The sequence below is a fragment of the Rhodoferax sp. GW821-FHT07G04 genome (genome assembly GCF_059418585.1).
In genome coordinates this window covers 524,895-539,193 of sequence record NZ_JBWKQD010000002.1, presented here as the reverse complement: position 1 = coordinate 539,193, position 14,299 = coordinate 524,895, and the positions used below count along the sequence as shown (strand labels likewise).

14 protein-coding genes are annotated in these 14,299 nt (G+C 64.7%); all 14 read right to left on the bottom strand.

From position 1 onward, the window contains the following. Positions 1 to 4: 4 nt before the first annotated feature. Positions 5 to 934, bottom strand: a complete 930-nt coding sequence (locus AC07OO_RS11665; RefSeq protein ID WP_495082272.1) for a glycoside hydrolase family 16 protein — start codon at positions 932 to 934, stop codon at positions 5 to 7. Between the two features lie 63 nt (positions 935 to 997). Beyond that, positions 998 to 2,503 (bottom strand): cytochrome C, encoded by a 1,506-nt coding sequence (locus AC07OO_RS11660; RefSeq protein WP_495082271.1) that lies wholly within the window; start codon positions 2,501 to 2,503, stop codon positions 998 to 1,000. Between the two features lie 9 nt (positions 2,504 to 2,512). Continuing rightward, positions 2,513 to 3,793 carry an MFS transporter gene (locus AC07OO_RS11655; RefSeq protein WP_495082270.1) on the bottom strand — a complete coding sequence of 427 codons (1,281 nt, stop codon included), beginning with the start codon at positions 3,791 to 3,793 and terminating at the stop codon, positions 2,513 to 2,515. A gap of 31 nt (positions 3,794 to 3,824) precedes the next feature. Further along, complete coding sequence (gene nagZ / locus AC07OO_RS11650; protein WP_495082269.1) at positions 3,825 to 5,315, bottom strand: beta-N-acetylhexosaminidase; 1,491 nt, start codon at positions 5,313 to 5,315, stop codon at positions 3,825 to 3,827. Positions 5,316 to 5,347: 32 nt separating this feature from the next. Further along, a complete protein-coding gene (locus tag AC07OO_RS11645; protein ID WP_495083337.1) occupies positions 5,348 to 6,358 on the bottom strand; it encodes an SIS domain-containing protein in 1,011 nt (336 codons plus the stop codon). Then, positions 6,348 to 7,484, bottom strand: a complete 1,137-nt coding sequence (gene nagA, locus AC07OO_RS11640) for an N-acetylglucosamine-6-phosphate deacetylase (RefSeq protein ID WP_495082268.1) — start codon at positions 7,482 to 7,484, stop codon at positions 6,348 to 6,350. The genes AC07OO_RS11645 and nagA overlap by 11 nt, the downstream gene beginning before the upstream one ends. Beyond that, on the bottom strand, positions 7,481 to 8,227 hold the full coding sequence (locus AC07OO_RS11635) for a GntR family transcriptional regulator (protein WP_495082267.1): 747 nt from the start codon (positions 8,225 to 8,227) through the stop codon (positions 7,481 to 7,483). The genes nagA and AC07OO_RS11635 overlap by 4 nt, the downstream gene beginning before the upstream one ends. Beyond that, entirely contained in the window at positions 8,224 to 9,099 is an 876-nt protein-coding gene (locus AC07OO_RS11630; RefSeq protein WP_495082266.1) for a glucosamine kinase nucleotide-binding domain-containing protein, read from the bottom strand. Before AC07OO_RS11630 ends, AC07OO_RS11635 begins: the two co-directional genes overlap by 4 nt. 295 nt (positions 9,100 to 9,394) lie before the next feature. Beyond that, positions 9,395 to 9,802, bottom strand: a complete 408-nt coding sequence (locus AC07OO_RS11625) for a Rieske (2Fe-2S) protein (RefSeq protein ID WP_495082265.1) — start codon at positions 9,800 to 9,802, stop codon at positions 9,395 to 9,397. Positions 9,803 to 9,929: 127 nt separating this feature from the next. Then, complete coding sequence (locus AC07OO_RS11620; RefSeq protein WP_495082264.1) at positions 9,930 to 11,210, bottom strand: Hsp70 family protein; 1,281 nt, start codon at positions 11,208 to 11,210, stop codon at positions 9,930 to 9,932. Next, the gene (locus tag AC07OO_RS11615; RefSeq protein WP_495082263.1) at positions 11,203 to 11,898 is read right to left on the bottom strand and encodes an alpha/beta hydrolase; all 696 of its coding nucleotides are present in this window, start codon (positions 11,896 to 11,898) and stop codon (positions 11,203 to 11,205) included. Before AC07OO_RS11615 ends, AC07OO_RS11620 begins: the two co-directional genes overlap by 8 nt. A gap of 89 nt (positions 11,899 to 11,987) precedes the next feature. Further along, on the bottom strand, positions 11,988 to 12,452 hold the full coding sequence (locus AC07OO_RS11610) for a hypothetical protein (RefSeq protein WP_495082262.1): 465 nt from the start codon (positions 12,450 to 12,452) through the stop codon (positions 11,988 to 11,990). Positions 12,453 to 12,567: 115 nt separating this feature from the next. Continuing rightward, on the bottom strand, positions 12,568 to 13,155 hold the full coding sequence (locus tag AC07OO_RS11605; RefSeq protein ID WP_495082261.1) for a DUF1569 domain-containing protein: 588 nt from the start codon (positions 13,153 to 13,155) through the stop codon (positions 12,568 to 12,570). 17 nt (positions 13,156 to 13,172) lie between these two features. Then, positions 13,173 to 14,288 carry an SMP-30/gluconolactonase/LRE family protein gene (locus AC07OO_RS11600; RefSeq protein ID WP_495082260.1) on the bottom strand — a complete coding sequence of 372 codons (1,116 nt, stop codon included), beginning with the start codon at positions 14,286 to 14,288 and terminating at the stop codon, positions 13,173 to 13,175. Between the last annotated feature and the right edge of the window lie 11 nt (positions 14,289 to 14,299).

Here is a 14,299-nt window from a genome sequence, read left to right as displayed (position 1 = left end):
CGCATTAGAAGTCGCAGGTACTATCCAGAGGGGGAATGCTGGGCGGAACGCTGTCTATAGCGGCCTGGCCATTGGCTCGCAGAGCCTTCACTTGGGCGTCCACCTGGGCGGGCGTCAGCAACTGGTCTTTGACATGCAAAACCCAGTCCACATCCTGCTCGTAAATGCGAGTCGTTTTCGATACCGGTAAAAGACCACCTGGGGAAAACCACAGATTAAAGTTCAGTGACATGGGTACCACGGGGTAATTGCGGCCGCCGTGTTCGGCCAATACCACTCCGTCCAGCAAGTGGCGGGTCTTACCGTCCTTGATCTGCAGCATCAGCGTATGCCAGCCAGCGATCGAGCGCTTTTCCTGGTGGGCCTGGTTGTGGGCTTGCCAGGGCTCGACGCGCACCGTCTGCCAGGTAATGCCATACAGACGCGTGGTGGTATCACCCCAGCCGCCGTTGGGCAGGTATTCCCAGTCCACTTCACTGAACTGGGGGTCGAAGTCGTGCTTCAAGGGGCTGACAAGGTAAAAGGTCTGGACCACGACGTCGCCGTCGGCCCCGCTGACGGGCTCGTCGCTGAAGCGGATGCGGGCGGCATAGGTGCCTTCGAAATACTTGCGGGCATGGCAGATCTGGGCCTGGGTCGTTCCCTGGGGTGTGCCGTCGGTGCTGGCCCGCAGGCGCAGGAATTGGTTGCCCGGTACCTGGGGGTCCTGCACCAAGGCGACGCTGTTGGGTCCCCATTGCGCGCCGGCAATGCCGGGGTGGCCTACCGCATGGCGCAGGATCCAGCCATGGGACTGCAGGTCGGCAACGGCGGCCTGGCTGAAGTCGTCAAAGAAAACGCCGCCTGCTGCGGCCTGGGTCGCCGGGGCGTTGCCCAGATGCAGGCACAGCGCGGCGCCTAGCGCCGTGGCGCGGAAGAAATGCTTGATAACCATGGCAAACCCCTCAAGGTGTGTGGGCCAGCGCGCAAGCGACCGCCGCCATGGCGCGGGTAGCCCCTACAGTGCTTTTAAAAAAGCGTTCAGGTCCACCAGCTCCTGCGGCGTGAACCCGATCGCAAACTTCTTGTCGTAAAAGGCAATGACATCGGCCAGGGTCTTGGCCGAACCGTCGTGGAAGTAGGGCGCGCGCATGCTCAAAGCGCGCAGCCCCGGCGTCTTGAAGCGGCCGATGTCTTTCCACAGCCCGCTGACCATGGCACGGCCGGGGTCCTGCGTTTGCACCAGCTCTCCGGTCTTGGTGTTACGCAAGGTGAACAGCGGCATGTCTGCCGTGCGTAGGTCGGCATCGGACGTGCCGATGTTGAAGTAACGGGGCTCCGCCAGGCTACCCACATTGGGTGTGCTGTGGCACACACTGCAGGTCAGGAAGGAAAAGCCCAGGCTTTCCGTGCCCGGCACCGTCTTGCTGACATTGAACTGCTTGGTGTTGAACAGCGTTTGGCCACGGGCTATGGACTGGCGTGCCGCCACGGCCGTAGGGTTGCCTGCCGACGCGTTGCTGACCCAGGTGGTGAACAGTGTGAAGACGTTGGTGTTGAACAGGCTGGCATTGTTGGAGGCCACGGCATTGAAGATGCTGTTGGCAGCAAACGCGGCATTGGCAGTGGACAGGGCTGCCGCCCCACCCGTGCCGTCTGCGCCGAACAGCAAGCCTGCCGCAGTGTCCACCTGCTGGGCCGCAAACAGCGTCTTCTCGAAAGCGACGATGCCGCTTTGCTCGCCCTTGCTCAGGTCGGCCTGGGCCTGGGCATGGCCATTGTTGGCCGTGACCGCCTGGCGGGCCAGGTTGGCATCCAGGGCGGCGAAGCAGCTAGCTTGCACGCAGTTGGTGGAGCTGCTGTCGGCCGTGGTTTCGCGGCCGTCCCACATCACATCGGTGAGGAATTTCAGGTTCGCGGCGGGCAGCGGCCTGCGAAACAGCGACAACTCGCGGGCGGTGGAAAAGTTGTAGGGGTCGTCGGCCCGCAGCAACTCGAACTCGGCGTCTTCGGGTATACGCAGGCCGATGCGGAACACGCCCCGGTCCAGCAGCAGGCTATAGGCCACGCGGCGGTCTTCCAACGTGGTGACGGCCAGGTGTGGTGAGTTGGCGCCGTCGTGGGGCAGGAACACCGGGTCGGTGCCATTGGTTTGTGCAAACAGGGCTTGCACGGTCGTCGCCGATAGCGAAAAGCCGTTGTCCTGCCGGTGGCAGCTGGCGCAGCTTCGGCCATTGCCGAAGGACTTGAAGAAAGGCCCCGTGGTGTCTATGGCACCAGCCGTGCTGTAGCTGCGTGCAAAGCCGTTGTCATTGGCGAAGATGCCGGCCTGGGCATCGGTGGGGAATACATTGTTGGCATCGGCTAGCAGGCCGTGCGCATTGGGTTGGCCCGTGGCTGGTTGCGCGACCGGTGTCGCAGGTGTTGCCACTACCGGTGTGGCACCACCCCCCGAGCCACCACCGCAGGCCCCCAGCACTGCCAGCAGGCTTGCATGCACTCCACGGACCAGGAGCCGCTTCATGGTGGATGGTTACGCAGCGCTGTCGGCAGCAGGAGACGGGAATTTCACGAAGAACATCAGCACCAGGGCCGGCACGCCGCAGGCAATCGTCCACAGGAAGAAGTGCTCGTAACCCATCTGGACCTGGATGTCCCCGCTGATAGTCTTGGAGATGATGAAGCCCAACTGCATGACACCGGAACCCAGCGCATAGTGCGCGGTCTGGAAGCGCCCCGGCGCAACAGCCTGCATGATGAACAGGATCATGCCCACAAAGCCAAATCCATAGCCCAGCATCTCAACGGCCACGGCAATGCCGATGTGCAGCATCTCGGTTGGCAAAGCGCTGGAGAGGTAGTAGAACACCGCATTGGGAACCGCCATGGCCACGATCAGCACGGGCATGGCCTTGCGCAGGCTGAGCCAGGCTGTGAAGTAGCCGCCCAGAATGCTGCCCACCAAAAAGGCGGCTGTGCCCACGGTGCCATAGATGCCGCCCACCTGCTCGGTGGTCAGGCCCAGGCCGCCCTTGTCGCGGGCTTCCAGCAAAAACAGCGGGCCTATGGTCTGCACCTGGCCTTCGGCAAAGCGGAACAGCACGATGAACAAAATCGCCAACCAGATGCCGGGCTTTTGCAGAAAGTCTTTGACCACCTCCACCAGGGTATTCCATACGCTGGCCGCGCTCAGATCCGTGTGCTCGGTGTTAAGCGTGCCGGGCAGGGACCAGGCGTTGTAACTGGCCAATGCGGCCAGCACCACGGCCAGCAGCACAAAGATGGCAGACCAGGCATTGAACACCCCAAAACGGGTTTCCAGATGGCCGGCCAGAACCAGCAGCCCGCCCAGCGTCAGGAACTTGGAGGCGTTGAAGAACGCGCCCTGCCAGCCCGCATAGGCCGCCTGCTGCTTGTCGCTCAAGCTGCCCATGTAGAGACCGTCGCAGGCAATGTCATGCGTGGCCGATGCATAGGCCAGCACAAAGAACACCGCAATGCTGGCCGCAAAGTACAGCGGCAATTGCAGTGCAACGGCCATCAGCGCCAAGCCCGCGGCACCGGTGAACTGCATGGCCACGACGATCAGCTTCTTGCTGCGCGCCATTTCCAGGAACGGGCTCCATAGCGGCTTGAAAGCCCAGGCCAGGCCCAAGAGGCCGGTCCAGCGTGCGATCTGGTCATTGGACACGCCCATGTTCTTGTACATCAGGCCGGCGATCAGCATGACGACAAAGAATTGCATGCCCTGCACAAAGTACAGGCTGGGCACCCAGGTCATGGGCGAACGCGGAGTTGCAGTTTCAACGGTCATGGGGTGTCCAGTTGGGGGATTCAAGAAGTCGTCAGACCCGTGTCAGGGCCACGGGCGCTACGCCGGTGGCTGCAGCCTCACCTTGCAGCCAGTGTTTCAGTGCCAGCATGGCGCCATCGGCATAGCCCCAGGTCACGATGGCCGGTGCATTCACGTCCAGCACCTGGAAGGGGTTCCAGATCGCCAGGTGCAGGTCCACGCCTTCGGCCTGGGCCGACGCCGCCTGGTAGCGGCCATGGTGGTTGGAGACCAGTACATTGCGCCGGCCGTCGCGTGGCAGCGTTTGCACATCCAGCTCGCGCAACGCAGCTACCGGCAGGTATTGCACGTCGCGGAAGTCGGCGAACAACTCCTGGATTTGTTCCAGCGGCAGGCCGGCCTCGGAGACACCATCACTGACCACCGAAGCTTGGGCAATCACGCGCAGCGGCGTGCTGCGGGTGGGGGGGGTGGGCGCACCCACGGCAGTCAGGCCACGGGCCCAGGCCTTGTTCATCAGCGCCACATCCAGCGCCTGCTGCACGTCGCGGTAGGGCGTGGTGTGCAGCGGGAAGCGGCGGGCCAGATCGTCCACGCGGTCGCATGCCGTTTGCAGTGCGGCGCTCTCCAGAGCACCGTCTTGCAGTGCGGCGCCAATGGATTGCAGGGCGGCCAGTTGCTCGTGGCGCGCGCCCTGTGCCAGCACCAGGTCGGCGCCGGCCTGCAATGCCAGCACCGCAGCGCGGGCGTGGCCGTAGCGGTCATACACGGCCTTCATCATCAGTGCGTCGGTGATGACCACGCCTTGGTAGCCGATGGCATCGCGCAGCACACCGGTCAGCACCTTGCGCGACAGCGTGGCAGGGTGCTCGGGGTCGATCTGCGGGTAGACGATGTGGGCCGTCATGACCGCAGGCGCCGTTTTCGCCAGCTCGCGGAAGGGGATCAACTCCAGCGCTTCCAACTCGGCCAGCGACTTGTCCACAGTGGGCAGCGCGTGGTGCGAGTCGGTGTGCGTGTCGCCATGGCCGGGGAAATGCTTGACGCTGCAGGCCACGCCTTCGGACATGGCGCCTTCCATCCACGCACCGGCCAGATGGGCCACGGCCATGGGGTCGGCGGAGAAGCTGCGCTCGGCAATCACCGGGTTGGCGGGGTTGTTGTTGACGTCCAGCACCGGTGCAAAATTCCAGTTGATGCCCAGGCTGCGCAGGCCGCGCGACACAGCAGCGCCCACCTGCTGGGCTTGCTCCAGGTCACCACAGGCGCCCAGCGCCATCGCCGCGGGTGCCTGGGGCAGAAAGGTGGCGCGTATCACCGAGCCGCCTTCCTGGTCGATACCGATCAGGGCCAGCGGCCCCATCACTTCGCGCAGATCGGCGGTGAGCTTGCGGACTTCGGCCTCGGTGCCCAGGTTCTTGCGGAACAGGCACACCGCGCGGATGTGGTGGGTGCGCAGAAAGTCGGCCGTATCGGCGTCCAGGGACTTGCCCTCCATGTCCACCATCACCAGGTGGCCGGGCTGTAGCGTGTTGTGTTGCATGTTGTGTTGGTACTGCGTATGCCGCGTGCGGCTCAGTGGGTCTTGGTGACCTTGGCCAGGAAGCGTGGCTCGTCGGGGTTGCGGCCACGGGCACGGGCCAGTTGCTCCACCATGGGGTAGAAGCTTTGGATCAGCGAAATCGGGTCCAGGTCAATCGAGTCGGTCTCCACGATGGGCAGGTTGGCGCCCGGCGTGCCCGCCGGTGCGGCCAGCAGCACCTTGGCACCGCGCAGGCGCATCTCTTCGGCCAGGGCCAGCAGGCCAGCCTGGGCCGGGCCGCGAGGCGCGAAGATCAGCAGTGGGTAGCCTTCTTCGATCAAGGCCATGGGGCCATGCTTGACCTCGGCGCTGGAGAAGGCCTCGGCCTGGATGCCGCAGGTCTCCTTGAATTTGAGTGCTGCTTCGAGTGCGACCGGCATGCCGGTGCCGCGGCCAATGACAAACAGGCGGTCCACGTTGTGCAGGACTTCTACCGCAACCGACCAGTCCATATACGCCGCGCGGGACAACACACCCGGCAGTGCGGACAGTGAAGACTGCAACACCAAATCGTCTTGCCACGCCGCAACGACACGGGCGCCGGCTACCAACTGGGCGATATAGCTCTTGGTGGCCGCCACGCTGGCCTCGGTACCGGCGTGCAGCGGGAACACCCACTGCGCGGCCTGGGCCAGCGGCGAGTCCGCCTTGTTGACGAATGCCGCAGTGGTTGCGCCGCCCTCGGTGAAGAAGCGCGTGGGCGCGACCAGGTCCGGGCTCTGGCCGGACTGCGAGAAGGCCAGGGACACCAGACCCTTGCAAGCGATCTGCGATTGGTACAGCGTGATCAGCGACATGGGCAGCGAGGTCACCAGGCGCCCCATGCGGGCCATCACCAGATAGGCCAGGAAATGCGCGGCGTGGTCCGAGCTGCCACGGGCCACCGTGAGTACAGCGGAGGGGCTTTGGGTGCGCAACAGGGCACCAAAGTCAAAGTATTCCTTGTCGTTATGGGCCAGCTGAAAAGCGACGGCCTGGGGCGCCTCGCGCGCCTCAGAGAGCATCAGTGTGTTCAATGGGATTCCCTTCAATGTAGATGGATTGCAGTTGCAGGTCGCGGTCCAGCACGACGACATCGGCCCAGGCGCCCATGGCCAGGCGGCCGCGGTCCACCACGCCCAGGTAGTCGGCGGCGTGGGTGGAGACGCGCTTGGACGCGTCCAGAATCGACAGGCCCAGCGTGTCCACCAGGTTGCGCAGGGCCTGGTCCAGCGTCAGCGTGGAGCCGGCCAGCGTGCCGTCGGCCAGGCGCACACCGCCCAGGCACTTGAACACCTGGTGGCTGCCCAGGCGGTACTCGCCATCGGGCATGCCGGTGGCGGCCGTAGAGTCGGTCACGCAGTACAGGCAGGGGATGGAGCGCAGCGCCACGCGGATGGCACCGGGGTGCACGTGGATCAGGTCGGGTATGAACTCGGCGTACTGGGCATGGGCCAGCGCCGCGCCCACCATGCCGGGCTCGCGGTGGTGCAGGCCGGTCATGGCGTTGAACAAGTGGGTGAAGCTGCGCGCACCCTTGGCCAGGGCCTGCACACCATCTTCATACGTGCCCATGCTGTGACCAATCTGCACGCGGTAACCGGCGTCGCACAGTGAATCGATCAGGTCCATATTGCCCGGCACTTCGGGCGCCATCGTGATCAGGCGGATCGGTGCCAGTGCATTGAGCTGGCTCAGCTCGTCGGTCTGCACGGGCCGTGCGAACGCGGGCTGGGCACCGAGTTTGCCGTCGTTGATGTAGGGGCCTTCCAGGTGCACGCCCAGTACCCGGGCGCCGCCCGGTGCGCGCTTCTGGCAAATGCCGGTCAGCGCCTGCATGGCCGACACCAGGTCTTCCATGGGGGCAGTCATCGTCGTGGCCAGAATGGATGTGGTGCCGTGTTGTGCGTGGACCTGGCTGATGCGCGTGGCCGCGTCGCCGCCTTCCATGATGTCGCGGCCGCCTGCGCCGTGCACATGCAGGTCGATGAAGCCAGGCAGCACCAGCGGCTCGCCAGACGCACGGGCCGCCTCTTCGCTGATGGCTTTGCCGTGGATGTGGTCGATACGCCCCTCGGGCGTAAAGGCCATGGAACCGTGCACAAAACCCGACGGGGTCAGGATATTGCCGACGACGACAGCAGCGCTCATCGTTCGCGCCTCATTTCGGCCACAAAGTCGTAGTAGTCGCTACGGCAATAGGAGTGGGTCAACTCCACAGCCTGGCCTGATTCGAGGTAGCCGATACGGGTGATGAACAGCACCGCCTGGCGGTCGGGTATGCCCAGTTGCTCGGCCAGCCGGGGCTGGGCGTTCAGCGCACGGATGTGCTGCAGTGCGCGCACCGGTGTTTGGTTCACGCTGTCCAAATACTCATACAGCGAATTGCCCACCAGCATGGGGTCGGCAATGATGGTTTGTGGCAGCACGCTGACCTCGTAGGCCATGATGACGTTGTCTGCCAGGCGCAAACGCTCCAGCCGCACGACCTTGGCGCCGGTGGACAGGCCCAGCGACAACTGCTCGTCGGTCATGGCCACATCGACCTTGCGCTCCAGCCAGCGCGACGACGGTGTGTAGCCGCGGCGCAGCAGTTCTTCGGAGAAGCTGGTCAGTTGCGACAGCGGCTGCTCCAGCATGGGTGCGATGTAGTTGCCCGAACCGCGCCGGCGCACGATCATGCCCTGCGACACCAGTTGGTCGATGGCTGAGCGGGCCGTGACGCGCGACACATTCAGCGTTTCGGCCAACAGGCGCTCGGAGGGCAGCGCCTCTTCGGGCTTGTAGCGGCCTTCGCGTATCAGCTGGGCCAGCTTGCGGGCCAGCTGCATGTAGATGGGCGAGCTGTCGCGCGGATCCGGCTCGAAGGTAATCTGAACTTCGCCTGATGTCATAGTGACTGTTCCAAGGATTGGTGAACAAGCGTCAGGGCGCCGTGTACGGCATCCTGGGGTGATGCGATGGCGCGTGCGCGGGTAGCGCTCGCCAGTCGCGGCAAGAGTTGGCGGCCCACGCTGCCGCAGATGGCCAGCGGCAGCGTGCCGCTGGGGTCCAGTGCGGCGGCCATGCGTTCCAGTGCGGCGGCGGCTTCCACCAGCAGGGCTTCGGCCACGGGGTCGCTGGCGGCGGATTCGAACACGGTCCGCGCCAACTGGGCATATTCGTTCTGCCCAGCCTTGGCGCACCAGTCTTGCAGGGCGTCGCGGTGGTCGCCGCAGGTGCTGTGGATGCTGCGGGCCAATGCGCCGCCCGGCAGGCGGCGGTCCAGCACCTCCTGGGCGTGGGCCATGGCGCGCAGGCCCAGCCAGGCGCCGCTGCCCTCGTCGCCGACCGGGAAACCCCAGCCGCTGACCTGGTGGCGGCTGCCGTCGGCATACAGGGCCTCGCCCACGCTGCCGGTGCCTGCTGCCACCATGGCGCCGGGTTGGCCGTTGTGGGCGGCCAGCAGCGCGATGTACGCGTCGTTTTCGACAAAGAGGCGGGCAAAGCCCGGGTTTTGGTCCACAAAGGCATCGCGCCAGGGCTGGTGATGCACACCGGACAGGCCAGCGCCCAGCGCGCATTGCGACCAGACGGGTTGGGCCAATCCAGCCTGTTGGAAGGCCTGTTGTGCCGCCGCCAAGATGTTCTGCCAGGCCGTGGCCACGCCTTGCCCCAGCGCGGACGGCCCTGCGCTGGCCTGGGCCAGCACGGAGCCACTCTGGGTGGCCAATAGGACGCGGGTACCGGTGCCGCCACCGTCTACACCCAACAAATACTCAATCATGGCTTTGGGACTTGCTTTTGACGCACCGAGTGGGTGCAGATTGAACTTCGTGATATCTTAACATACCAATTTAATACCAGTAATGGGATTTTTTCAAGTTTTTTTGTAAATATTTGAGTGACGCCGGTTTTACCCGGAACGGACCGGTTTGAGGTGCACAGCCCTGGTGCCAAGTGGTTGCCAGTGTGGCGCACCGATAGGGGGAAGTGCTGGTATGGTCTTGGTCTGGCGAAATGAGGTTGGTTTGCCCTAAACAGAACCGCTACCGTACCGCCCCAGCCGGGCGGCACCGATATTACCCGCCCGATGTGGCAATGCGCAGCAGGCCGTCGGCCGCTATTTCCAGCGGTACGTGGATCAGGGACTCGCCCACGCAATCCCCAGCCTCGCAGACTCCGTCGGCCCAGCGGTAGCGTGCGTAATGCACATTGCAGGTGATGCTGACCCGGGGCGTGAAGATGAGTTGCGACTGCTTGACCGCCAGCGGCACGCCAAAGTGGGCGCAGCGGTTTGCAAAGGCGGTGACCTGTGGGCCATCGCGCAGCAGCAGCAGCTTGAAGACCTGGCCCAATCCGGCGCCGGTCTCCAGTTCCCACAGCGTGGCCTGGCCATCGGCCAGTGCGTCCCGCTGGCACAGCACCGTGCCGGGCGCCGGTGCGTGGGCCAGGGTTTGCCAATGCGGGAGCGGGGTTGGGTGGCTCATGGGGCTCAATAAATACCCAAAATGGGTTTTATGGGGTGGCTTTCGAGGAGATTATAAAGAAATTGGCCTCTAGCCCTCGTCGAATGTGCATAGTGTGCTACATAAAGCGTAGCAAAGACAGGGCGCCTCAATCCACCAACGCGGCCCCTGCAACCGCCAGACCGGCCGCCACGCCGCCAAAGCGGTTGCCCTCCACCAGTGTGGCGCCGGGCATGGCCTCGCGCAGGGCGGCCATCAGCGGGCGCAACGCGGACGAGCCCCCCGTCAGGTAGACGGCGTCCACGCCGGCCAGGCCCGAACGCTGCACGCATGCCTGAGCGCACTCCACCACCTGGGCCAGGGCCTGTTGCAGTGTCTCGGCCATGCCGGGCGCGCTGATGGTGGCGCCCAGGTGCTCGCTGGGGCCGTGGCCCAGAAAGTCCAGGTCTACCAGCGACTCTTCACCGGAGATGGAGCAGGCAATCTTGGCGGCCTCCACCCCGGCCAGCATGCGGTGGCCGTGCTGACCCTCCAGCGCGTCCATCAGGCGGGCGTGCAGGGTCTGGTCGGTGTAATCGGTCCACAACTCCTTGGCAAAGTGCATGGCTTTGCGGCTGTAGGCCTGGTGGATCAGGTGCCAGGTGGTCAGGTCAAAGAACACGCTATTGGGCACCGGGCGCCCGCCGGTACCGATGTGCTTGTAGCCCAAGAGCGGCATCACGGTGGACAGGTCCAGCAGGCGGTCGAAGTCGGTACCGCCGATGTGCACGCCGGTCGTGGCCAGGATGTCGGCCGTGCGGTCGCTGACGCGGCTGCGCGTTGGGTTCAGGCGTATCACCGTGAAGTCGGACGTGCCGCCGCCGATGTCCACCACCAGGGCGGTGGTTTCGCCCTGCACGCGTTGCTCGTAGTCCAGCGCCGCGGCAATGGGTTCCAGTTGGAAGGCGATGTCGGTAAAGCCGGCCTCGCGGGCGGCGCGGCCCAGCGTCTCCTGCGCGCGTGCGTCGCGCTCGGGGCTGTCGTCTACAAAGTGCACCGGGCGGCCCAGCATGGCACGGGTCAGCGGCTGGCCCAGTTGCGCCTCGCAACGGCGCTTGAGCTCCTTGAAGAACAGCACCACGATGTCAAAGAACTGCACGCTCTGGCCGTTGACGGCCGTGTATTCGTCCATCAAGGGGCTGCCCAGCAGGCTCTTGAGCGAACGCAGCAGACGCCCCTCGGCACCGCTCAGGTAGGCCTGCATGGCCTCGGAACCATAGAGCACCGTGTGGGTCTCGCTGGCAAAGAACAGGGCCGTGGGCATTTCAGAGCGGGCTCCATCCAGCGCCATGGTGTGCATCTGGCCGTCGGCGCCTATCAGTGCGGCGGCGGAGTTGGAGGTACCGAAGTCTATGCCCAGGGTCGGGCCCGGTAACGGATCGCTAGGCACTGGCAGACGCCCCTAAAACTTGTTTTAGGAACGCGGAGATATCGGCAATCTCTTGCGGATGCACGGCGTGCTGCATGGGGTAGGTGTGCCATTGCACGGGATGGCCCAGGGCCACCAGAGCCTTGCGCGAGTCTTCGCCGCGGGCCAGCACCACGACCGGGTCTTGCGTGCCATGGGCCATGAAGACGGGGGTGTGGGCATTGGCGGCATGGCGCTCGCTGGCAAAGCGGTCGGCCAGCGGCAGGTAGCCTGACAAGGCCATGATGCCCGCGATGCGCTGGGGCAGGCGCAGGCCGGTGTGCAGGGCCATGGCGCAGCCCTGGCTGAAGCCGGCCAGCACGATGCGCTCGTAGGGGATGCCGCGGGCCACCTCGTTGGCAATCAGCGCGAGGATGTCTTTCTCCGACTTCTGGATGCCGGCGGCGTCCTGGCGGTCCACCAGGTTGAGGCCAAAGATGTCGTACCAGGCCGGCATCACGTAGCCGCCGTTCAGCGTGACGGGGATGCTGGGCGCGTGGGGGAAGACAAAACGGATGGGCGGGCAACCGTCCAGGTCCAGCTCCGGCGCCAGGCCGGCGAAGTCATTGCCATCGGCGCCCAGGCCGTGCAGCCAGATGACAGCGGCCGTGGGGTTGGGGGCGGATTCGAGTTCTACACGGGGAAGTAGAGGGGGCAGTGGTGCGGTCATGGCGTGGAGGGCTCTGGGCAGGGATTGCGGAACCCTCCATTGTCCATGAAGGCGGTGCCCTGACGCCAAGCACCGCGCGACAGCCGGGTTTAGTCGAAGCAGTCCGGGTAGACCAGGCGGGCTTGGTCGAGCGCGCGGTCACCCAGGGCGACCAGATCCTTGACCGTCTGCAAGGTGAGGGGTGCATGGGGCAGACCAGCAATCTCTTCCAGGTGGCGGTTGGCGTGCAGCATCTGGTGCAGGTCGTGGATGGTCATGTCCAGCAGCTCGAAGGCCAGCTGTATGGCCATGGCCCGACTGCCCTCTTGTTCGCGCGGCAGCATGCCGTGCAGGTAGACGGTGCCCAGGCACAGCGCGTAGATGCCTTCGTGGGCGATCAGGTAGCGGCCTATGGGGCTCAGCGCATCGGTCTTGGCGTCGCGTAGGGATACCAAGGCGTTGGACAAAAAGCGCAGTGCCGCAACCTCGTTGAACCGCACCTTTTGCAGTTGCTGGCTCCACTGCAAGAGCTGGAGCTGGGTCGTCGGCCGTTGGAGTAATAAAGATGTTGTCATGCCACGATACCTATGAAATGGTGGACCTCTCACCACTCTATCGGCACATCTTTACAAAACTAAATACCCAATGGATACGCGGCGATCCGGTGGTGGTACGCCGCGGCACAACGGCTTATGCCGGGGTGTCAAAGCCCGACAGGTGGTTGGCGATGTGCATGGCATGGGCCTGCTCGTATTCGGCCTTGTTCAGCTCGCCATAGGCGAAATGCGGGCGCAGCGGGCCGGTGCTGGCCTGAAAGTCGGCAATAGCCTTTTGCAGCCGGGCCAGGGCGGCAAGGGCATCGGTGCTGGTGTCCAACGTGGGCGCGCCGGGTATGGGCTCGGCCAGGTCGTGGCTCATGCGACCGCGCCAACTGAACACCTTGAAGGCCGCGGCACCGGCCGTGGATTGGAACAGCGCCGACTTGGCTTGCGGAAAACCGGTCAGCGAAAACTCGATGCTCTGCGCGCAGTGGGTCAGCGTTTGCGGCCAGCTCCACACGGCGGCGGATTTCAGTGTGGGCAGCTTGGACAAGCGGTCCAGCTCACGCTGCGCATCGGCAAACGAGGCAAATACGAGGCGGCGGTCGGTCATGGCAGCATCCTCGCAGGCGGTGGTGGAACCCGCTGCCAGCAGGCCGGCTGCGGCGGAGGTGGATACGAGAAAGCCTCTGCGTGTAGCGGGCATATGGGCAGGCGTGTGATCGGGTGGGGTGGCCATGGCGGTGTGCGCTCCAGTCAGGGGGTGGATGGTGCGGGCTTGGGCAGCCAACCCAGGCCATGGGCATGCAGGCTCTGCACATAGAGCCGGTCCTTGGTCTCGGTGATGGCCGTGGTCTCGGGGTAGGCGCCACTAGGGTCTTGCAAGTCGGCCACCACCTTGCCGTCTTCGGTGAAGGCCATCACATGGCCGTATGACTTGGGCACGGGCCACAGCGCACGCGGTAGGCGCAGCGTCAGGCGGCGCAGCCAGGGTTTGTCGGCCATGTTGTCGGCGGTGGGGTTGCGCGGCTTGGCCAGGCCCAGCCAGATTTTGCCGTCCAGCCCGCGCATCAGGTTGTCAGGGTAGCCGGGCAGGTTGTCCAGCAGCACGCTGGCCTGCGGGCTGGTCTGCGCCACATCCAGCTTGTTCGCGCTGACGGCAATCTTCCAGACGCGGAACTTGCCGGTCTCGTTGACGAACAGCGACTGTTCGTCGGCGCTCAAGGCCACGCCATTGGCAAAGGCCAGGCCCTGGGCGACAACGCGCGTGGCCTTGGTGGCAGGGTCGTATTCCAGGATGCGGCCGGTGGCGGCACCTTCGATGATGTCCAGCACACTGGCCTCAAACGTACCGCCCCAGTCTTTTGGCCCGAAGTGGGCCGATGCATCGCTGAAATACAGCTTGCCGCTCTTGGCCACGACCACGGCGTCGGCATAGCGTATCGGCTCACCGTTCAGCGTGTCGGCCAGCACCGTGATCTTGCGGTCTGGCGCAATGGACAGCAGACCCTTGTAGCCGTCGGCGGCAACCAGGTTGCCCTGGGCATCAAAGTCAAAGCCCAGCACCCGGCCGCCCGTGTTGGCAAACACCTCTTGCGCCGAGCCGTCGGCATTCATGCGCAAGATATTGCCGCTGGCCACCGTGGTGTAGAGCTTGCCATCGGCCCCGACAGCAATGTGCTCGGGGCCGACCTCGCCATGCAGGTCAATGAGTTGCAGGTTGGCGAGTTTGGTGTTGACGGCGTGCGGACCAGCATAACCGGGAGCCGGTTGCAGACTGAAGGGGACTGGCGCAATGGGCACCGGCCACAACAAGAGGTAGGCGACTGCCAATATGAGCAAGACAGCCAAAGAAGCAAACACTTTTTTCACCGCGGGGTCTC

Excerpts from the sequence above, each read along its gene's own strand:
- AC07OO_RS11605 (WP_495082261.1), bottom strand. The coding sequence starts at position 13,155 with ATGGCCACCCCACCCGATCACACGCCTGCCCATATGCCCGCTACACGC.
- AC07OO_RS11655 (WP_495082270.1), bottom strand. The coding sequence starts at position 3,793 with ATGACCGTTGAAACTGCAACTCCGCGTTCGCCCATGACCTGGGTGCCC.
- AC07OO_RS11625 (WP_495082265.1), bottom strand. The coding sequence starts at position 9,802 with ATGAGCCACCCAACCCCGCTCCCGCATTGGCAAACCCTGGCCCACGCA.
- AC07OO_RS11630 (WP_495082266.1), bottom strand. The coding sequence starts at position 9,099 with ATGATTGAGTATTTGTTGGGTGTAGACGGTGGCGGCACCGGTACCCGC.
- nagA (WP_495082268.1), bottom strand. The coding sequence starts at position 7,484 with ATGAGCGCTGCTGTCGTCGTCGGCAATATCCTGACCCCGTCGGGTTTT.
- AC07OO_RS11635 (WP_495082267.1), bottom strand. The coding sequence starts at position 8,227 with ATGACATCAGGCGAAGTTCAGATTACCTTCGAGCCGGATCCGCGCGAC.
- nagZ (WP_495082269.1), bottom strand. The coding sequence starts at position 5,315 with ATGCAACACAACACGCTACAGCCCGGCCACCTGGTGATGGTGGACATG.
- AC07OO_RS11615 (WP_495082263.1), bottom strand. The coding sequence starts at position 11,898 with ATGACCGCACCACTGCCCCCTCTACTTCCCCGTGTAGAACTCGAATCC.
- AC07OO_RS11610 (WP_495082262.1), bottom strand. The coding sequence starts at position 12,452 with ATGACAACATCTTTATTACTCCAACGGCCGACGACCCAGCTCCAGCTC.
- AC07OO_RS11645 (WP_495083337.1), bottom strand. The coding sequence starts at position 6,358 with ATGCTCTCTGAGGCGCGCGAGGCGCCCCAGGCCGTCGCTTTTCAGCTG.
- AC07OO_RS11665 (WP_495082272.1), bottom strand. The coding sequence starts at position 934 with ATGGTTATCAAGCATTTCTTCCGCGCCACGGCGCTAGGCGCCGCGCTG.
- AC07OO_RS11660 (WP_495082271.1), bottom strand. The coding sequence starts at position 2,503 with ATGAAGCGGCTCCTGGTCCGTGGAGTGCATGCAAGCCTGCTGGCAGTG.